Annotated in this window: 13 protein-coding genes and 1 pseudogene; 6 read left to right on the plus strand and 8 right to left on the minus strand. The window is 72.8% G+C overall.

Translation table 11 applies throughout. The annotated features are described in order from the left end of the window. Positions 1–28: 28 nt before the first annotated feature. Together AC068B_RS31455 and AC068B_RS31460 are read right to left on the minus strand one after the other, a co-directional pair. Positions 29–787: pseudogene (locus AC068B_RS31455) on the minus strand (putative hydro-lyase); the annotation flags it as partial. 47 nt (positions 788–834) lie between these two features. Beyond that, positions 835–2,139, minus strand: coding sequence for an MFS transporter (locus AC068B_RS31460; protein WP_478674928.1), 1,305 nt, complete (start codon positions 2,137–2,139; stop codon positions 835–837). Positions 2,140–2,285: 146 nt separating this feature from the next. On the opposite strand from AC068B_RS31460, the gene AC068B_RS31465 reads away from it, so the two are divergent. The 4 genes from AC068B_RS31465 (at position 2,286) to AC068B_RS31480 (ending at position 10,388) form a co-directional block, all read left to right on the plus strand. Further along, on the plus strand, positions 2,286–3,035 hold the full coding sequence (locus AC068B_RS31465) for a GntR family transcriptional regulator (RefSeq protein WP_478674929.1): 750 nt from the start codon (positions 2,286–2,288) through the stop codon (positions 3,033–3,035). A 93-nt stretch (positions 3,036–3,128) separates the two neighbouring features. Then, on the plus strand, positions 3,129–4,655 hold the full coding sequence (locus tag AC068B_RS31470) for a hypothetical protein (RefSeq protein WP_478674930.1): 1,527 nt from the start codon (positions 3,129–3,131) through the stop codon (positions 4,653–4,655). A gap of 67 nt (positions 4,656–4,722) precedes the next feature. Then, positions 4,723–5,616: a hypothetical protein gene (locus tag AC068B_RS31475; protein WP_356258903.1), complete on the plus strand. Its 894-nt coding sequence runs from the start codon at positions 4,723–4,725 to the stop codon at positions 5,614–5,616. Between the two features lie 65 nt (positions 5,617–5,681). After that, on the plus strand, positions 5,682–10,388 hold the full coding sequence (locus AC068B_RS31480; protein ID WP_478674931.1) for a hypothetical protein: 4,707 nt from the start codon (positions 5,682–5,684) through the stop codon (positions 10,386–10,388). Here AC068B_RS31480 and AC068B_RS31485 read toward each other — a convergent pair. The 5 genes from AC068B_RS31485 to AC068B_RS31505 all read right to left on the minus strand — a co-directional run bounded on the left by AC068B_RS31485 (position 10,381) and on the right by AC068B_RS31505 (position 17,382). Further along, positions 10,381–11,502, minus strand: coding sequence for an aromatic ring-hydroxylating oxygenase subunit alpha (locus AC068B_RS31485; protein WP_478674932.1), 1,122 nt, complete (start codon positions 11,500–11,502; stop codon positions 10,381–10,383). The genes AC068B_RS31480 and AC068B_RS31485 overlap by 8 nt on opposite strands. 14 nt (positions 11,503–11,516) lie before the next feature. After that, a complete protein-coding gene (solA, locus tag AC068B_RS31490; RefSeq protein ID WP_478674933.1) occupies positions 11,517–12,671 on the minus strand; it encodes an N-methyl-L-tryptophan oxidase in 1,155 nt (384 codons plus the stop codon). Positions 12,672–12,687: 16 nt separating this feature from the next. After that, positions 12,688–15,120, minus strand: coding sequence for a GcvT family protein (locus AC068B_RS31495; protein WP_478674934.1), 2,433 nt, complete (start codon positions 15,118–15,120; stop codon positions 12,688–12,690). A 26-nt stretch (positions 15,121–15,146) separates the two neighbouring features. Then, complete coding sequence (locus tag AC068B_RS31500; RefSeq protein ID WP_478674935.1) at positions 15,147–16,232, minus strand: S-(hydroxymethyl)mycothiol dehydrogenase; 1,086 nt, start codon at positions 16,230–16,232, stop codon at positions 15,147–15,149. 319 nt (positions 16,233–16,551) lie between these two features. After that, a complete protein-coding gene (locus AC068B_RS31505) occupies positions 16,552–17,382 on the minus strand; it encodes an IclR family transcriptional regulator (protein ID WP_478674936.1) in 831 nt (276 codons plus the stop codon). Between the two features lie 190 nt (positions 17,383–17,572). Between AC068B_RS31505 and AC068B_RS31510 the strand changes: the two genes are divergently transcribed. Beyond that, positions 17,573–17,893, plus strand: a complete 321-nt coding sequence (locus AC068B_RS31510; protein WP_356258919.1) for a bifunctional 3-phenylpropionate/cinnamic acid dioxygenase ferredoxin subunit — start codon at positions 17,573–17,575, stop codon at positions 17,891–17,893. Then, positions 17,890–19,107, plus strand: a complete 1,218-nt coding sequence (locus AC068B_RS31515; RefSeq protein ID WP_478674937.1) for an NAD(P)/FAD-dependent oxidoreductase — start codon at positions 17,890–17,892, stop codon at positions 19,105–19,107. The genes AC068B_RS31510 and AC068B_RS31515 overlap by 4 nt, the downstream gene beginning before the upstream one ends. A 66-nt stretch (positions 19,108–19,173) precedes the next feature. Here the strand turns inward: AC068B_RS31515 and AC068B_RS31520 are convergent, their stop codons facing one another. Continuing rightward, positions 19,174–19,740, minus strand: a complete 567-nt coding sequence (locus AC068B_RS31520; RefSeq protein WP_478674959.1) for a hypothetical protein — start codon at positions 19,738–19,740, stop codon at positions 19,174–19,176. Positions 19,741–19,936: the final 196 nt, after the last annotated feature.

Consider the following 19,936-nt stretch of genomic DNA (forward strand, 5'->3'; position numbering starts at 1 on the left):
GTACGTAGGCCTCCAGTGGTCTCGGCGGTCACAGCACGCGGTACTGCTCGTCCCGGGCGTCGGTGATGAACATCCGGCCCGGCGCGTGCGTGATCGCGAAGGGCGGCCGTGATGCCATCACCGCGGCCTGCGGCGTCACCCCGCACGCCCAGAACACCGGTATGTCGTCCGGTTCGACGGTCACCGCGTCACCGAAGTCGGGGCGGTCCAGGTCCTCGATGCCGAGCGCGCCGGGGTCGCCGCAGTGCACCGGGCTGCCGTGCACCGCAGGCATCAGGGAGCTCTCCCTGATGGCGTCGGCCAGGTGGCGGGGCGGCACGGGACGCATCGACACCACCATGGGGCCGTGCAGGCGGCCCGCGGGGCGGCAGGGGCGAGCGGTCACGTACATCGGGACGTTGCGGCCCTGCTCGATGTGGCGCAGCGGGACGCCGGAGTCGGCGAGCGCCCACTCGAAGGTGAAGCTGCAGCCGATGAGGAACGTCACCAGGTCGTCGCGCCAGCGGCCGACCACGTCCGTGGGCTCGTCGATCAGCCCGCCGTGCTCCCAGACCCGGTAGAGCGGCAGATCGGTGCGGAGATCGGCGCCGGGGGCGAGCGGGGTGGTCCAGGAGCCCGCATCCGTGACATCGAGGACGGGGCAGGGCTTCGGGTTGCGCTGGCAGAACAGGAGCATCTCGTACGCCCAGTCCGCGGGCACGGAGATGAGGTTGGCCTGGGTGTAACCCGCGGCCCACCCTGCGGTGGGGCTCGTGGCGCCCGCGCGGAAGGCGGCGCGCGCCTTCCTGGCGCCGCGGACCACCGGCGCGTCCGGCGCGTCGCGCGTGTCGCGGCTCACTGGAGCTCCCTGCCGCGGGTCTCCGGAAGGCCCAGCAGCGCGAGGACGGCGAGGCCGTAACCGATGGCTCCGAAGACGAGTGCTCCGCCGACGCCCCAACTGTCGGCGAGGAAGCCGACCATGGTGGGGAAGACGGCGCCGACCGCGCGGCCCGTGTTGTACGTGAAGCCCTGTCCCGTGCCGCGGACGGCGGCCGGGTACAGCTCGCTGAGGAACGAGCCGAAGCCGCTGAAGATCGCCGACATACAGAAGCCCAGGGGGAAACCGAGCACAAGGAGAAGGCCGTTGGCGCCGTCCGGGATGTTCGTGTACGCGAGGATGCTGGCTGCGGAGAGGAACGCGAAGAGCGTGATGTTCCGCTTCCTGCCGAGCTTGTCGGTGAGGTAGCCGCCGGTCAGATAGCCGAGGAAGGCGCCGGAGATCAGGAAGGTCAGATAGCCGCCGGTGCCGACGACGGTGAGGCCGCGGTCGCTCTTCAGATACGTGGGCACCCAGGTGGCCAGCGTGTAGTAGCCGCCCTGCACACCGGTGGACAGGAGCACCGCGAAGAACGTGATGCGCAGCAGCCCCGGCTTGAAGATGGCCGTGAACGAGCCCTTGTCCGCGCTCTTGCGCCGCGCCTCGGCGGCCTCGGGCGCGTCGTGCACGTTGCGCCGTACGTAGATAACGAGCAGTGCGGGCAGCGCACCGGTCCAGAACATCACGCGCCAGGCGACGTCCTCGTCCAGGACCTGGAACACCAGGGTGTAGACGATCACCGCGAGCCCCCAGCCCACGGCCCAGGAGCTCTGGATCGCACCCAGGGTGCGGCCGCGGTTCTTGGCGGTGGCGTACTCGGCGACGAGGATCGCGCCGACCGCCCACTCGCCGCCGAACCCGAGCCCCTGGAGGGCGCGGAAGACCAGCAGCGTCTCGTAGTTGGGCGCGAAGCCGCAGGCGACGGTGAAGACGGCGTACGTGACGACCGTGATCATCAGCGCCTTGACGCGGCCGATCCGGTCGGCGACCACCCCCGCGATGGCGCCTCCCACGGCGGAGACGACGAGGGTGACGGTGGTGAACAGCCCGGTCTGGCCGCTGTCGAGGTCGAAGTAGGCCGCGAGCGCCACCATGCTCAGCGGCAGCGTGAAGTAGTCGTAGGAGTCGAGGGCGTAGCCCCCGAAGGCGCCCGCGAAGGCGCGGCGGCCGCGTGGGCCGAGGGCGCGCAGCCAGCCGAACGCGCCGCTGTCGTCGGGGAGTTCGTCCTTGTCGGGACGTGGGTCGACCGGGGCGGCCGTCCGGGGCGGTGGGGTCGTGCTCATGGGCACCTCGCAGGTGAGGGACGGAGGGTGCTGGAGCGGTCATGGAGGGGTTGAGCGGTGAACCGTGCCCGACAACGTAGAGGATCGTTGAACGATCCCTCAATACCCCTGTTGTTTCGTTCTTGCATCTGCGATTGAATCCGGGCATGGCGGAGGGGATGGGTGACGTGAACGGACTGGCCGACGACCGCGCGCTCCTGGGGCGCACCAGTACGGCGGAGCGGGTCTCCGACATCCTGCGGAGCCGCATCGCCGCGGGCTTCTTCCCGCCCGGCACACGGCTCTCCGAGGACAGCATCGGCGGCGCGCTCGGCGTCTCCCGCAACACGCTGCGGGAGGCCTTTCGGCTGCTCACGCACGAGCGGCTGCTCGAGCACCAGCTCAACCGGGGGGTCTTCGTGCGGATGCTCACCGATGAGGACGTAGTGGACATCTACCGCACGCGCTCCCTCGTCGAATGCGCGGTCGTACGCGGGCTCGGCGAACCGCCGTACGCAGTGGAGGGACTCGCCGACGCCGTCTCGGACGGGCGCCGGGCCGCGCGCGCCGGTGACTGGAAGGGCGTGTCCACCGCCAACATCGACTTCCACCGGGAACTCGTCGCCCTCGCCGGGAGCGACCGCACCGACGAGCTGATGCGCAGCGTCTTCGCCGAACTGCGGCTCGCCTTCCACGTGGTGGACGACCCCCGGCGGCTCCACGAGCCCTACATCGCACGCAACCTGCAGCTCCTGGAAGCACTCCAGGAAGGCCGCCGTGACGACGCCGAGGCGCTGCTCGTCGAGTATCTGGACGACTCGCGCCGCCGGGTCGTCGACGCGTACGGTCGGCGCGGCGCGGAGGGCGGGACGAGCGAGCGGGGCGGCGGCCGGGCGGTCGGGCCGAGCGACGGCTGAGCGGGTCGGACGGGGCGAGCGGGGCCCTCGCGGGGCGCTGTCAGATCTGCGCCGTTTCGACCGTTGTCAGACCGAGGATCTAGTCTGTGCACCGTGACTTCGCCTGCCGTTACGGACACCGCTCCGCCCCAGCTCAGCGCGGGGCCGCGGCCCGCTCTGGGCCCGGCCGCCGACGAGGGCCTGGCGCGCCGCCTGCGCGCCCTGGCCTGCACGGCTCCGCTGCACGACCTCGATGTGCGCAAGGCCAACCTCGCGGGCGAGTATTCGGTGTACGCGATGGCGGAGGTGGCCCTGTCCGCCATCGACCTCGTCACGCTGAACATGGACTTCGACACCGGCGCCGACCACGAGCAGATCGTCGTGCGGCTGCTCCCGCGCGTCGCCGCCCAGGCACCCGCGCGCCCGGCCGCCGAGCACGAGCGCGTGGCCCGCTGGGTCCTGGAAAACCTGATCAACGTCGGCAGCGTCGACCGCGGCTTCCGCGCGGTTTACGGCACTTTCGCCCCCGACGGGACGTATGTCCGTAGGGACTACGACTTCAAGCTCCTCGAAGAGGTCCCCGGCTACGGCGGCAGTGTCTATCTGCGCACGACCGACGAAGCGGTCAACGTCCTGGTCGGCGCCCTGGACACCGACGTCACCAGCGCCCAGATCGCCGCCGAGGTGAAGCTGGAGGTCCTGATCAGCCGGGGCAGGCTCGCCGACGCCCAGCTCGCCGCCGAGCAGGCGCGCTACCGCACCGTGCAGTACTCGGAAACCCTGCGCAAGGCCCTCGATGCGACCCGGCGCAACGTCCGCGCGGTGGACTGGCTCCAGGCTGTCCCCGACATGATCGCCGAAGCGCTCGACCACGTCGCCGACCGGTATCGCCACGAGAACGCCATCCTGACCAACATCCGCAAGGCCCGCGACGAGTCCGAGGACCCCGAGCAGAAGCGCCGCGCCGCCGAGCTGGTCGACATCGTCAAGGACTGCATCCGCCGCCACACCCAGCTGCAGTCCCGCCTCCTGGAAGCCGGGCCGCTGTTCCGCGCCGAACAGGACCGGCAGGCCTTCGCCACCCCCACCGCCCGCTCGGGCCTCGATCTCTACGGCCAGTTGGTCGCCCCCCTCCTGCCGCTCCCCGCCGAGCAGGCGATCCGCGTGACGGACGCCTTCTTCGCGCGCGGCACCGGACTGCGCACGCCCGTGTCCGTCCGCGTCGGCGACCTCGTCGACATACTGCTGACGCCGCCGGTGGAGCGCGAGCACCTCGGCGCGGAGATGCCCGAGCCCGACCTCATCGCCACCCCGGACGACAGCCGCTTCAGCGAGGAGCAGCTCGCCAGCGCCATGGAGCTGCTCGACCTGCCGTCCGACGCGCCGCGCAGGCTCTCCGGACTGCTTGCCGACGCCCGGCGCCGCGACCCCGAACTGCCCTACCTGGTCGCCCTGCTCGCCGTGCACGCGGCCAGCCCGCCGGTCGGCACCGCCTACCGCCAGGGCGAGGAGAAGCTCCTCTTCGCGGTGGACGACGGCACCCAGCTCGACGACGAGGAGTTCGGCGGCGCCGACCTCGTCGTCGGCACGGCACTCCTGGACGCCGTCGGCATGGCGGCCGACCGGACGGAGGCGGCATGACCGAGTCCGCCCACTCCACGTACCGACCCAGAGACTTCCCGCACCACCCCGACAAGGAGCACACGCCGTGACCGACCACCCCGCAGAGCACGCCGCGTGGGGCGAGCCGGACTCCACGGCGGCGCCCGCCGCCCCCGCGCCCGTCACCCCGGCCGACGCCGCCGACGCCGCACGGCTCGTCGCCTTCGGCCTGCAGCCCAAGCTGCAGCCCGCCCGCGACCAGGAGTACGCGGAACTGCTCCGCCGCTACCGCGAGGACCCGCCCTTCGCCCGGCTCGCCGACGCCGTCGCCACCGGACTCGGGCTCGTCGTCCTCGAGGTGTCCCCGCGCGCGGGCATGGCCGTGACCGCCGCGGAGGACTCCGTCTTCGCCGTCCGCATGGGTGACTACGCCCGCCGCGCGGCCACCGACTCCACCGACCGCTTCCTGCACGGCCTCGCGCACCTCGCCATCGCCGCCATGGCGTTCCCGCGCCCCGAGGACCTCGCCGACGACGGATACATCGGCCGGGTCACGGTCAACGGCGTCGACGCGTTCGTGCGCCAGGCCTGCCACCGCCTGGAGGAGCGCGCCGACGAACAGGGCGAGAACACCGACCCCGCCACCGACGCCCCGGGCCTCGAAGCCGCGTGGCGGATCTGGGCCCGCCGCAGCTCGACCGGCGCCACCAAGGACGCCCGCCGCCTCGCCGGATCCACCACCGGCATCGTCGGCAAGGCCGCCGCCTTCCTCACCGAATCCGGCTTCCTGCAGCGCACGGGCGACGACTCCGGAGGGACGTACCGCACCACGGCCCGCTACCAGCTCCAGGTCCGCGACATGGCGGGCACCGCGGCCATGGCGGAGCTCCTTGAGCTCGGCGTCGTCCCCGTCACGGACGGTTCCGCGACGCTGCTGCCGCCCGAAGAGACCGACGACCTGGAGCTGGCCGCCGACGCGGGGCTGCCGTTCCACTCCTGACGCCGAGCCACCCCACCCCCCACTTCCTTGCCGTTCCGCACGACTTACGACGAGAGTCCGCCGCCATGTACGAGCTGTCCCGGGTCCGCCTCTACTCCATCGGGCCGGCCGGTGCGCGCTATGCCGACACCGTGCTCGACCTGCGCGGCGTCGGCGCGGAGGTGCCCGACCCCGCGCCCACCCAGGCGGAGTTCTTCGAGGACGAGCCGGTCGGCCCGCCGCGCCGCCCCGCGCCCGCGGGCGTGCTCTTCCTGGAGAACGGCGGCGGCAAGTCCGTCCTGCTCAAGCTGATCTTCTCGGTGATGCTGCCCGGTCACCGGAACACGCTCGGCGGCGCCAGCTCCGGCGTGCTGCGCAAGTTCCTGCTCGCCGACGACTGCGGGCACGTCGCCCTGGAGTGGCAGCACACCCTGACCGGCGAGTGCGTCGTCGTCGGCAAGGTCAGCGAGTGGCGGGGGCGGCAGGTCTCCAACGACCCGCGGAAGTTCGCCGAGGCCTGGTACTCCTTCCGGCCGGGACCCGGCCTGAGCCTGGACTCGCTGCCCGTCGCCGAGTCCACCGCCGTGCGGCCGTCGGCGGAGGGCGCGTCCGGCGCCCAGGGGCGGCGGCGCACCATGAAGGGCTTCCGCGACGCCATGACCGATGCGGTCAAGGCGTACCCGCACCTCGAAGTGCACTGGGAAGAGATCCACGACCGCTGGAACGAACACCTCGGTGACCTCGGGCTCGACCCGGAACTCTTCCGCTACCAGCGGGAGATGAATGCCGACGAGGGCGAGGCCGCGGGCCTGTTCGCCGTCAAGAAGGACTCCGACTTCACCGACCTGCTGCTGCGCGCCGTCACCGACACGCGCGACACGGACGGCCTCGCCGACCTTGTCCACGGCTTCGGCAACAAGCTCGGCCGCCGCGCCGAGCTGATGGCCGAACGGGACTTCACCGCAGGCTCCGTCGACCTGCTCGGACGCATCGTCGACGCCGCCGAGACCCGGGCACGCGCGCGTGACGTGCACGCGGGCGCCGAGCGCCGCACCCGGACCCTGGCGCGCAGGCTCTCCGCGCGCGCCGCCGAGGAGCGGGGGCGCGTCGCCGACCTGGCCGAACAGGTCACCGCCGCGGCCCACACCGTGACCGCGGCCGAGCAGGCCCGCGGCAAGAGCGCCCTGATCTCCGCCGAACTGGCCTACCGGCACGCCTCCCTGGCGCTCACCGTCGCCGAGAAGGCCGCCGCAGCCCAGCGCCGCGAGCTTGCCGACGCCCGCACCCTGCACTCCGCCTGGCAGGCCGCCGAGGCCGTCCTGAGGCACCGCGCCGCCGCCGACCGCTCCGCGCGCGTGGCCGTCGCCATCCGTGAGGCCGAGCGCGACGCGGCGCCCGCGCTCGCCGCCCGCGCGAAGGCCGCGTCCGACCTCGTCCGCGCCCTGCACACCGCCGCCGAAGGCGCGGAGAACCTCGCCAACGAAGAGGAGGAGCGCTCCGCCGCCCTCCAGGAGACCGGCGAGGCCGCACACCGCGACGCCACCGCCGCCGCCACCGAGGCCCAGCGCGCCCGCAGCGAGGCGGGACACCTGAAGCAGCGCCTCAGCGAGGTCGAGCAGGAGACCGCGGAGGCCGTCCGCGCGGGCTGGCTCGACGACACCGCGCCCGACGCCGACCCGGCCCGCGCCGCCCTCGCCGCGAGCGACGCGGAGAAGACAACCGTCGCCGCGTGGGACACCGCCCGCGAGGCCGCGGGCCGGGCCACCGACCAGGCCAAGGAGACGGCCGCCACGGAGGCCCGCGCCGAGCTGACCGCCGCCCGCGCCGCCGACGCCGCGACCGCCGCCGAGGCCGCCCACGACGCGGAGCGCCGCGCCGCCGAGTCCATCGCCCAGGACGAGCGGCTCGCCGAACTGCTCAGCCTGCCGAGCGGGAGCGGCGGGGTGCCGCTGCCCCGGCAGGGAGCCGACGCCGCCGCGGAAGGCGCCGTCACCGAAGGCGCCCTGACCGCAGGCGCCCTCTCCGTGGAGGAGCTTGACCGCTCCGCGGACGACCTGCGTGCCCTCCTCGACGAAGGCGTCGCCTCCGCCGAGCGGCAGCTCTTCGACCTGCGCACCGCGGCCGCCGACGACTCCCGCATCCTCGGCGCCCTCGGCGACGGCGGACTGCTGCCGCCGGGACCCGACGTCCTCGCCACCGTGGAGTTCCTCGGCGAGCACGGCATCCCCGCCCTGCCCGGCTGGCGCTACCTCGCCCAGGCCGTCGACCCCGCCGACCACGCGCGCGTGCTCGCCGCCCGCCCCGAGCTCGTCGACGGCGTGGTCATCACCGACCCGGACACGCACGCCCGCGCCCGCGACGCCCTCGCCGACGCCGCGCTGCTGCCCCGCTCCGCCGTCGCGGTGGGTACCGCCGCCGCCCTCCTCGCGCCCACCCCGGGCGAGCAGGCGGCGGACACCGGCGTGTTCCTCGTACCGCCGAACCCCGCCATGCACGACGAGCACGCAGCCGACGAGGAGCGGCAGGCGCTGCGCGCCCGCGCCGCGCGGCGGGACGAGGAGATCCGCGCGCTCGCCGTCCGCCTCGCCAAGGACCGTGAGCTCGCCGCCCGCCTCGCCTCCTGGCGCACCGGCTGCCCCAGCGGCCGCCTCGTCGAGCTCGCCGCCACCGCCGAGGAGGCGCGTGCCTTCGCCGAGGAGGCAGAGGCCGAGCTCACCGAGGCCCGCACCGCGCGCGCCGAGGCCGACGAGGCCGCGAGCGAGGCGGCACGCGTGCGTGACGAGCGCCAGGAGGCCGCCCAGCGAGCCCGACGTGCCGCCGACGCGCTCGCGGGCCTGGCCTTCCGGCTCCGTGAGCGGGCGGGCTGGCAGGCCAAGCTGCGCGAACTGGCCGACGACGCCGTGGAGTCCGAGGCCCGCGCCCAGACCTGCCTCGACCGGGCCCGCGCCGCCGACGAGGACCGCCGCGCCGCCCAGCGCGCCGCCGACGACGCCCGCCGCACCGCCCGCGCGCTGCGCGCCGAGCGCGCCGAGATCGCGGGCGCCCCCGAGGACGTGCCGGAGGAGAGCGAGGCCCCCAAGTCGTCGCTCCCCGCCCTGCGCGAGGCCTACCGCGCGGCGTCCCAGCTCTACGAGAAGGTGGGGGTCGGCGCCGACCTCCGCGCCGAGCAGGCCCGCGCCGAGAGCGACGAGAGCGCCGCCCTCGCCGAGCTCGACCGGCTCAGCAACAAGGTCCGCACCCGCGCTGCCCTGCTCCTCGAAGGCACCGACGGCTCCGACGGCCCCTCCCGACAGGCCGCCGCCGCACGCGCGGAGGCCCAGGTCCAGCTGATCGAGGCCCGCGCGTCCACCGCCAGCGAACAGCTCGGCCGACTGCGCGGCGAGGCCGAGCGGCACGCACCCGAGGACGGCGACGCCCACACCGAGCTCCCCGAAGAGCTCGTCCCCGCCGACGCGGAGCAGGCCCAGACGCTCCTGCGCACCGCCACCGGCGAACTGGCCGCGCACACCGAAGCGCTGAGCCGGGCCAAGGAGGCACACGCCGCCCTGCTGCACACCCACCGCGTCACCGAGGACGCGGCAGGCGGCTTCGACGAGACCGCGGCCCTGCTCAGGGACCTCCTCCGCGAACACCAGGAAGAGGAGGCCGAAGAGGCCCCCGAGGGATATCCGGGCTCCCTGGAAGAGGCCAGGCAGGCCGCCTCGGAGGCCCGCCGCTCCCTGCGCGGCTGCGCCGCCGACCTGTCGACGGCCGAGTCCGCCGTCCGGGAGGCCAGCGACATCCTGGTGCGGCACGCGAACTCGACGCGGTACGAGCAGGTGCGCACCCCCGCCCGCCAGCAGATCCGCGAACTGCCCGCGTCCGCGCTGCCCGAGCACGCCAAGAAGTGGGCCGACGCCTTCGCTCCCCGGCTCCGCGTCCTCACCGACGAGCTGGAGCAGTTGGAGCGCAACCGCGACAGCATCGTCGACCGCCTGCGCGGCCTCGTCGAGTCCGCGCTCGCGACCCTCAGGTCCGCGCAGCGCCTCTCCCGGCTGCCCGAGGGCCTGGGGGAGTGGTCGGGGCAGGAGTTCCTGCGCGTCCGCTTCGACGAGCCCGACCAGGCCACGCTCGTCGAGCGGCTCGGCGAGGTGATCGACGAGGCGACCCGCGCCGCCGTGAAGAAGAACTCGGACCTGCGGCGCGACGGAATGTCCCTTCTGCTGCGCGGAGTCCAGGCCGCGCTGGAACCGCGCGGCATCGCCGTGGAGATCCTCAAGCCGGACGCCGTGCTGCGCGCCGAGCGCGTCCCCGTCGGACAGATGGGCGACGTGTTCTCCGGTGGCCAGCTGCTCACCGCGGCCATTGCCCTGTACTGCACGATGGCCGCGCTGCGCAGCAACGACCGGGGCCGCGACAAGCACCGGCACGCGGGCACGCTCTTCCTGGACAACCCCATCGGCCGCGCCAACGCGACGTACCTCCTGGAGCTCCAGCGGGCCGTCTCGGACGCGCTCGGCGTGCAGTTGCTCTACACGACCGGCCTGTTCGACACGACCGCGCTCGCGGAGTTCCCGCTGGTCATCCGGTTGCGGAATGACGCGGACCTGCGCGCGGGCCTGAAGTACATCAGCGTCGAGGAGCACCTGCGCCCGGGCCTGCCGCAGCGGGCCCCCGACGACCCGGACGGCGAGACGGTGCACGGGGAGATCACCGCGACCCGTATGTACAAGCGGCCCGCCGCCCAGGCGGACCCGGCCGCCGCTCAGACGGTCCCGGCCCAGTCGACCCCGGCCCAGACGGCCACTACGTAGCGAGCTGTTTGGTCAGCCAGTCGTGGAAGAGACCGATGTGGTGCTCGGTCGGCACCAGCACCCCGCCCTCGCGGTAGGCGCGTGACGCCATCGCGGGCTGGGTGCGCTCGCAGGCCGCGAAGTCCTGCGCGTTGACGCGGTGGAAGAGCTCCACGGAGTGCGTCAGGTCGGCGCCGGACGCGACGACGTCGGGTGCGTACAGCCAGTCGCACTCGACGACCGTGCGGTCCGCCGCCAGCGGGAACATCCGGTGCAGGATCACGTGGTCGGGGACGAGGTTGATGAACACGGTCGGCTTCACGGTGATCGCGTAGTAGCGGCGGTCCTGGTCCTGCGACACCTCGGGGAGACGGCCGAAGCCCGCACTGCCGTCGACCGTGAAGCCGCCGACCTCCTCGCCGAACACGGCGCCGTGCCCCACGTAGTACTGCGCGGCGAAGCCGTCCGCGAACTCCGGCAGGACGTCGGTCAGTTCGGGGTGGATGGTCGCGCAGTGGTAGCACTCCATGAAGTTCTCGACGATCAGCTTCCAGTTGGCGCGCACGTCGTAGGAGATGCGCCTGCCGAGCGCCAGCCGCTCGGTGCCGTAGCGGTCGATGGACGCCGCGTCGCCGAGACGTTCGACCGCCGCGCCCATGACGGTCTCTTCGAAGGAGGGCGGTTCGTCGGCCAGGCACACCCAGGCGTAGCCGAGCCACTCCCGCAGGGCCACCTTGACCAGGCCGTAGGCGGTGCGGTCCACGTCCGGCATCCTCACCAGGTTGGGCGCGGCGACGAGACGGCCTTCGAGGTCGTACGTCCAGGCGTGGTACGGGCATTGCAGGGCGCGCCGCACCTGCCCGGACTCCTCGGTGCACAGGCGGGCGCCGCGGTGGCGGCAGACGTTCAGGAAGGCGCGCAGCTCGCCGGTGCGCGAGCGCGTGACCAGGACGCTCTCGCGCCCCACCTGCACGGTGCGGAAGGCGCCGGGCTTGTCGAGGTCGGCGGCGCGCACCGCGCAGAACCAGAGCGCCTCGAAGACGCGGTCCTGCTCCTGCCGGAAGATCTCCGGGTCGGTGTAGTAGCGGCCGGGGAGGGTCGCGGTGAGACTCGGCGGCAAAGGGGTCGTCGTCACGGTCTTCGTACTCCTCAGGCAGGCGTGGCGGCGAGGCGGCTCGGGTCGAAGAGCTCGATGGGGTGCTCGGTGGTGCCGTCCGTCGCAAGGTCGGCGAGGATCTCGCCGACCACGGGCACGAACTTGAAGCCGTGTCCGGAGAATCCGGCCGCGACGGTCACCGACCCGGGGTGCTCGGGATGGCGGGCGATGACGAAGTGCTCGTCGGGGGTGTTGGAGTACATGCAGGTGGCGGCCTTGAGGAAGCCGCCGGGGAGGCCCGGGATCAGCCGCCCCACCTGGTCGGCCATCGCGACGATCTCGTGGTCGTGGACCGTCCGTTCGATGGTCTCCGGCGTGCACGGCGTGCCCTTGCGGAAGAAGGCGACCTTCGCCCCCAGGTCGGGCCCGTCGATGGCGGGGAACCCGTAGACCTGGACGCCCTCGGCGTCCTCCCAGATGTAGATCGGATGGTTCTCCGGGAGGTAGGGGGCAACCCCGCCGGAGGGCTGGAACCAGTACATGACCTGGCGTTCGATGGTGAATGGCACCCCCAGGTCGGTCAGCAGCTCAGGTGCCCAGGCGCCCGGGCAGATCACCAGCTGTCCGGCGGTGTAGGTGTCCTCCGCGGTGTGGACGCGCACCCCGTCCCGGTACGGCTCCCACCGTGTCATCGGCTCCTCGAAGTGCAGGTCGGCGCCGTGCCGCAGGGCCAGCTGGAGGTGTGCGGCCACGGTGTTCTCGGGGCGGACGAGACCCGCCCGCGCCTCGTAAAGGGCCACCTCGTCGTCGCCCGGAGTCAGGGTCGGGAAGCGGCGGCGGATCTCCTTCGCGTCGAGCATCTCGTGGGGCAGGTCCCACTGCTCGGCGGAGCGCCGCGAACCGGAGACCGTGCGGCTGTCGGGGTGCCCGAGCATCACGCCGCCGCACAGGGTGGCGATGTCGCGGCCGGTGTCGCGTTCGAGGCGGTCGTAGAGCTCGTAGGAGCGCAGCAGCAGCGGTACGTACGCGGGGTCCTCGAAGTACGACTGCCGGGTGATGCGGGAACCGCCGTGGCTGGAGCCGCGGCGGTGCACCGGGCCGAACTTCTCCAGGCCGAGGACGCGGCACCCGCGCGCGGAGAGGTGGTGCGCGGCGGCGCTGCCCATGCCGCCGAGGCCGATCACGATCACGTCGTAGGTGGGGGACACCTGTGCCTCCTTGGGGCTAGCGGCGGATGCGGGTCATCTCCGGGTCGAACAGGGGCTCCTCGGCGACCGTCGCGGGAACCTTCTCGCCGAAGTACTCGATGTGGACGCCCGTGCCCGTCTCCAGGGGCGGCAACCAGGCGTAGGCGACGCAGCGGCCCAGGGTGTACCCGTACGAGGCGCTGGTGACGTACCCGGCGGGGACACCGTCGACGTACACGGGTTCCTTGCCGAGGACGACGGGGGCGGGGTCGTCGAGGAGCAGGGCGGTGAGTTTCCGTGCGGGCTCCCCGAGTCCTTCGAGCGCCGAACGGCCCACGAAGTCGCCCTTGTTCATGCGGACGGCGAAGCCGACACCCGCCTCGTAGGGGTTGTGTTCGGTGGTCATGTCGTGGCCCCACGCGCGGTACCCCTTCTCCAGACGGAGGCTGTTGAAGGCGGACCGCCCGGCCGCGATCACGCCGTGTGCGCGCCCCGCATCCCACAGCGTGTCCCAGAGCCGGAGCCCCAGATCGGCGGTGGTGTACAGCTCCCAGCCCAGTTCACCGACGTACGACAGGCGCATCGCGGTCACCGGGACGTGTCCGATGTACGTCTCCTTGGCCTTGAAGTAGCCGAACGCCTCGTGCGAGAAGTCGTCGCGGGTGAGCGGCTGGACGAGCGCGCGGGCCAGCGGACCCCACACGCCGACGCAGCAGGTCCCCGAGGTGATGTCCCTGAGGTGGACGTCGTCGGGGGCGTGGCGGAGCAGCCAGTCGAGGTCGGCGGGGGAGTTGGCGCCCACCTGGAACCGGTCGGGAGCGAGCCGTGCCACGGTCAGATCGGAGCGGATGCCTCCGGCCTCGTCGAGGAGGAGGGTGTAGGTGACCGAACCCGGCTTCTTCGCCAGGTTGTTGGAGGTCATGCGCTGCAGGAAGGCCAGGGCGCCGGGCCCCGTGACCTCCAGGCGGCGCAGCGGCGTCATGTCGTAGAGGGCGACCCGCTCGCGGGTGGCGCGCGCCTCGGCCGCCGCGACGGGCGACCAGTGGCGGGCCGCCCAGCCGTCGCGACCGCGGCTCTCGAAGCCCTCGAAGCCCTCGAAACTTTCGGCCAGTGGGGCGTTGGCCTCGTACCAGTGCGGGCGCTCCCACCCGCCGCCCTCCAGGAAGACCGCTCCCAGCTCCTGCTGACGGACGTGGAAGGGGCTGACCCGTAGGGGCCGAGGCCGGTCCATCGGCTGGAGCGGGTGGATGACGTCGTAGACCTCGACGAACTGCTGCGCGCCGCGCTCCGCCACGTACGCGGGGGAGCGCTGGGCGTCCTCGAAGCGGGTCAGCTCGCATTCGTGGAGGTCGAGGGAGGGCCGTCCGTCGACCATCCACTCGGCGACCGCCTTGGCGACGCCCGCGGAGTGCGTCACCCACACGGCCTCGGCCAGCCAGAAGCCCCGCAGCGCACGGGACTCGCCGAGCACGGGCATGCCGTCGGGCGTGAAGGAGAAGACGCCGTTGAAGCCCTCCGCGATCTCCGCCCCCTTCAGCGCGGGGAGGAGCTGACGGCAGTCCTCCCAGCTGGGCGCGAAGTCCTCCTCGGTGAAGGGGTACGAGGACGGCATGTCCTCGGCGTCGTCGTACGCGGGGACCGTGAACGGGTCGACGGGCAGCGGGCGATGGGCGTACGAGCCGATGCCGATGCGGTCGGTGTGCTCACGGAAGTACAGGTCGCGGTCCTGATGGCGCAGGATCGGCCGAGAGGCCTCCGTGCGCGGGTCGTTGAGACCCGCGAGCTCGGGCAGGGGCGCGGTCTTCACGTACTGGTGGGCGAGCGGCAGCAGGGGGATGTCGACACCCGCCATCCGCCCGATCACCGGCCCCCAGAAGCCCGCAGCCGAGACGACGTGGTCGGCGGGGAAGGTGCCGCGGTCGGTGACGACGGCGGTGACGCGGCCACCGTCCCGCTCGATGCCCGTCACGGTGTGCCGTTCGAGAAGACGTGCTCCACGCGCGCGTGCCTGTTCCAGCTGCGCGCGGCAGGCGGGCACGGCGCGGGCCAGGCCGTCCTCGGGCGTGTGCAGCCCCCCGTACACCTGGGACTCGTCGATGAGCGGCCACAGCTCCTTGCAGCGCGCGGGGCCGACCAGCTCGGCGCGCACGCCCCAGGACGCGGCGAAACCCGCCTTGCGGTGCAGGTCGGCCCAGCGCTCGGGCGTGGTGGCGAGCTCCAGGCCGCCGACGGGGTGGAAGCAGGGGAGGCCGTCCACCTCAAGGGCGTTGAACTTCTCCACGGTGTACGTGGCGAACGCGGTGAGTGTCTTGGAGGGGCCCGTCCGGAAGACCAGGCCTGGTGCGTGCGAGGTGGAGCCGCCGGGGGCGGGCAGCGGTCCCTGGTCCAGGACGGTGACGTCGGTCCAGCCGCGGGCGGTCAGCTCGTCGGCGAGCGAGCAGCCGACGATCCCGGCGCCGATCACGACCACGCGGGGCCCTCCGGGCCGGTCGGGACTCACAGGACCACCACCGATCGCAGCACCTCGCCGCGCTGCATCCTTGTGAACGCCTCCTCCACCTGGTGGAGCGTGATCGTCTCGGAGACGAATCCGCCCAGGTCGAGGCGGCGGCTCAGGTACTGGTCGACGAGGATCGGGAAGTCCCTGGTGGGCAGGCAGTCGCCGTACCAGGACGACTTGAGGGCGCCGCCCCGGGAGAAGAGGTCGATCAGCGGCAGATCGATCGTCATCTCCGGGTCGGGCACCCCGACCTGGACGAGCACACCCGCGTGATCACGCATGTAGAAGGCCTGTGCGTACGTCGACGGGGTGCCGACCGCGTCGATGGCGACGTCGACGCCGTGGCCGCCGGTCAGCTCCCGGACCGCCGCAACCGGGTCGGTGCCGCGGGAGTTGACGGTGTGCGTCGCACCGAACCGGGTCGCCCCGTCCAGCTTGGCCTCGTCGATGTCGACGGCGATGACGCGGCGGGCCCCGGCCAGGGACGCCCCGGCGACCGCGGCGTTCCCGACGCCGCCGCAGCCGATGACGGCGACGGTGTCGCCGCGGCCCACCCGGCCGGTGTTCACCGCTGCCCCGTACCCTGCCATCACGCCGCAGCCGATCAAAGCCACGGCCTCGGGCCGGGCCGTCGGATCGACCTTCACGGCCTGCCCGGCGGCGACCAGCGTCTTCTCGGCGAAGGCGCCGATGCCGAGGGCGGGGCTCAGCGGTGTGCCGTCCAGGAGCGTCATGGGCCGGGCGGCGTTGCGCGAGTCGAAGCAGTACCAGGGGCGGCCGCGGAGACAGGAGCGGCAGGCCCCGCAGGGCGCGCGCCAGGCAATCACGACGCAGTCGCCGGGGACGAGGCCGTCGACGTCGGCGCCGACCGCCTCCACGGTGCCGGCCGCCTCGTGGCCGAGCAGGAACGGGAAGTCGTCGTTGATCGCGCCCTCCCGGTAGTGCAGATCCGTGTGGCAGACCCCGCAGGCCTGTACGGAGACGAGAACCTCTCCGGGGCCGGGATCTGGCACGACGATCGTCTGCACCTCTACGGGTGCGCCCTTCTTCTGGGCGACGACGGCACGGACCTCGTGGGGCACGGCCAGACTCCTCTGCTGTTGCGCACGGCGTGGCTGCGTTGTTGCGTAGTGCACGTTCGGTTGCGCTATGAGAGACATAGTGAGAACGCCATCAAGAGGCCGTCAAGGGGGCGGAGCCAAGCCTTCGCCGTTCCTGGGAGCGCGCGGGGGCGCGCACACATGCGGGAGGGCGGAGCCGTGAACTCACGGCCCCGCCCTCATGCGTTCGTACGCTGCGACGCTTCGTCCGCGGAGATCCGCGGAACCCTCGCGCCCTGCCCGCACCGCGGCGGCGCGGGCCGGGCACGGAAAATTCAGCGGCCGTACCCCGGCGCGAGAATCAGAAGCCGTACCCCATCCGCCGGGAGAGCTCGACGGCGGCGGCGACGGTGCGCTTGGCGAGCTCGGTGAGACGGTCCTCGGTCAGCCGGTAGACGGGACCGGAGGCGCTGAGGGCGCCGATCACCTTGCCGTCGTGCGCGCGCACCGGCGCGGCGACGGCGGCGAGGCCGACCTCCAACTCCTCGACGGCGACGGCGAATCCCTGATCGACCACGGCGTCCAGCTCCCCGCGCAGCGCCACCGTGCCGGTCACCGTGTGCTCGGTCAGGCGCGGCAGGGTGCGCGCCATCAGGCCCTCGCGCAGGGTCGTCGGCAGATGGGCGAGGAGCACCTTTCCGCTGGACGTGGCGTGCAGCGGGGTGCGTCGGCCCAGCCAGTTCTGCGCCGTGACCGAGGCCGGGCCGCGGGCCTGCATGATGTTGACCGCGGCGTCGTCGTCCAGGACCGCTATGTTGACCGTCTCGCCCAGCTCGTCCGCGAGCTCGCGGCAGACGGGGCCGCCCTCCTGCGAGATGTCCATGCGCACTGCCGCCGCCCCCGCGAGGCGGAGTACGCCCGCGCCCAGGAAGTACTTCCCGCGGTCCTTCGCCTGGCCGACCAGGCCCCGGTTCTCGAGCACGCCGAGCAGCCGGAAGGCGGTCGACTTGTGGACGCCCAGCTCATCGGCGATCTCGGTCACCCCGGCCTCGCCGTGCCGCGCGAGGATCTCCAGCACGCTCACCGCGCGGTCCACGGACTGGACGGATCCGGACGCCCCCTTCGACGGCTTCTCCCGCGGTTCGGCGCTGGGCGCCCTGTCCTGATCAGCCTGTTTCCGGTCGCCCGTCATATCTGAACTCTCACCACCTGGCGGCTTGTTGAAGCCGCGTCTTCGGGAAGCCCTTGACGTGATGGGCACCCCACCCGGATTCTGTTGCGCATAGCGCTCCTTCGTGCGCCATGCGAAACATCATGTTACCGAAGGGTCTTGGTCCACCAAGGGCCCAGGACCGGGCCGAATGACTCCAAGAGGGGGGCCCATGATCCCCGTATGCCGCCTTGAAGACCTCCCCGCGGGCGAATCCGTCCGCCTTGACACCACACCGCCCGTCGCGGTGTTCAACGCCGACGGCGAGCTCTACGCCATCGACGACACGTGCAGCCACCAGGATGCTTCCCTGTCGGAGGGATGGCTGGAGGGCTGTCTGGTCGAATGCCCACTGCACGCCGCGTCATTCGATCTTCGCACCGGCAGTCCCACGTGCCTGCCCGCGCGCCGCCCCGTGCGCACCCACCAGGTGTACGTCGAGGACGGCGTCATCCATGTGCTCGTCGCCACCGAGAAGGGATCCGCGGCATGAGGACCGCCATCGTGGTGGGCGCCTCCCTCGCCGGTCTGTACGCGGCCAGGGAGCTGCGCGCCCAGGGATTCGACGGCCGCCTGGTCGTCATCGGGGCCGAATCGCACCGGCCCTACGACCGGCCGCCGTTGTCCAAGGGCTTCCTCGACGGCACGGCGCACGAGAGTCAACTCGCCCTCACCGACGAGGAGGAGACGGCGGAGCTCGCCGCCGAGTGGATGCTCGGCACACGTGTCAGGTCTCTCGACGCGCGCGGCTGCACGGTCGTCCTCGACGACGGCCGCACCGTGGCGGGCGACGGCGTCGTCATCGCCACCGGGGCATCGGCCCGACGGCTTCCCGGGCCCCCGCTCACCGGAGTCCACACCCTGCGCACTCTGGACGACGCCCGCGAACTGCGGGCGGAGTTGACGCGCGGTCCCCGGCGCGTCGTGGTGATCGGCGGCGGCTTCATCGGCGCCGAGACCGCGTCCTCGTGCATGGGGCTCGGTCACGATGTCACCGTCGTCGAGGCGGCACCGCTGCCCCTCACGGCCCAACTCGGCCCCGAGATGGCGGAGGTGTGCGCGGGACTGCACACGCGCGGCGGGGCCTGGCTCCTGACGGGGGTCGGCGTGGCGGGGCTTCGTGGCGCACCGACCGCTCGGGCCCGTGGCTCCGTCAGCGCCGTCGAACTGTCCGACGGGCGGCTGCTCCCCGCCGACGTGGTCGTCGTCGGCATCGGGGCGACACCCAACACGGGCTGGCTCGCGGGCTCCTCCCTGGCCGTGGACGACGGTGTGCTGTGCGACGACGGCTGCGTCACCGCGCTGCCCCAGGTCGTCGCGGTGGGCGATGTCGCCAGAGCAGGCGGGGTCCGCGCCGAGCACTGGACGAGTGCCACGGAGCAACCGCGCGTAGCCGTACGGAACTTGCTGGCAGGTCACACGGTCGAGACCCTGCGCCCGCTGCCCTACTTCTGGTCGGATCAGTACGGCTCCCGCATCCAGTTCGCCGGACGGCGGGGCGACGGGGACACCGTGCGCATCGTCGAGGGCTCGCCGGACGGCCTGGGCGTCCCGGCGGAAGGCGGCGGGCGCGGCGAGGGGCTCCTTGCCGTCTATGAGCGCGCCGGACGGACCACTGCGGTCCTCGCAGTCGACCGCGCCCGTCCCTTCATGAAGCTGCGCAGAGGGCTGGCGGCCCACCGGGCGGCGGAACTCGCCGGGGTCTGAGACCGTAACGGCGCAGCCCGAGGGCGCGTCCGTCCCGGCCCATCGGCACCGTACGGTCGGCGCCGCTCAGGGGTGCGACAACTGCCCCGGCCCGCTGCGCCCTTGTATGCGGTCCTTCCCGCGCGCCGCGGCCCGAGCCTGACGGCGGGCCCGGCGCCGCTCGCGCCGCAGCCGCCGTGCCGTGCTGCTCGGCATCGACACCACGCCGTTCCGCTGGTTCCACACCTGGCGGGTCACCCACACGTCGAGCACGCCCCACGTGGCCACGACCGTGCTGGCCACGCTGCTGAGCACCATGGGGAAGGAAAGCCACGACCCGGCCAGCGCCGCCAGGAAGGCGACCATGGCCTGCACGAGCGTGAGCGCCACTATGATCACGGCCCGCACCGCGGCCGTGCGCACCGGATCGGGCAACCGCCTTCTGCGGGCGGGCTCCTCGACCCACAACTGCGGTCGTTGCTCAGCCATTTCGCGCTCCACGCTCTCGCGCTCCACGGATACACGCCCCTGAGGGGCAGGCCTCCGCGGAACAGGCCTCTGTGCGGCAGCCCCCTGCGGAGCGATCTCCCGCGCCGCCGCGCCCCCGTCCACCGCGCCACTGCCCGACTCCCTGTGGCGCTCTGCCGTACCCATCATCTCGTCACTCCCCCCGCCGCTCACGAGTGGCTGCCCGTTTTGCCGCACTTCATGTCGCCTGCCCCGTGACGTACCCGAGGCGGGCCGGTGACCTGCCCTCGATCCCTCGATCCGCGGCTCTCTCATTCAAAGACGAACGAGAGATCCGAAAGATTCCCGTTCCGCTTCCGTGGAGCGAATAGATCCGGCCAAC

Source organism: Streptomyces sp. NPDC042371 (assembly GCF_056437465.1).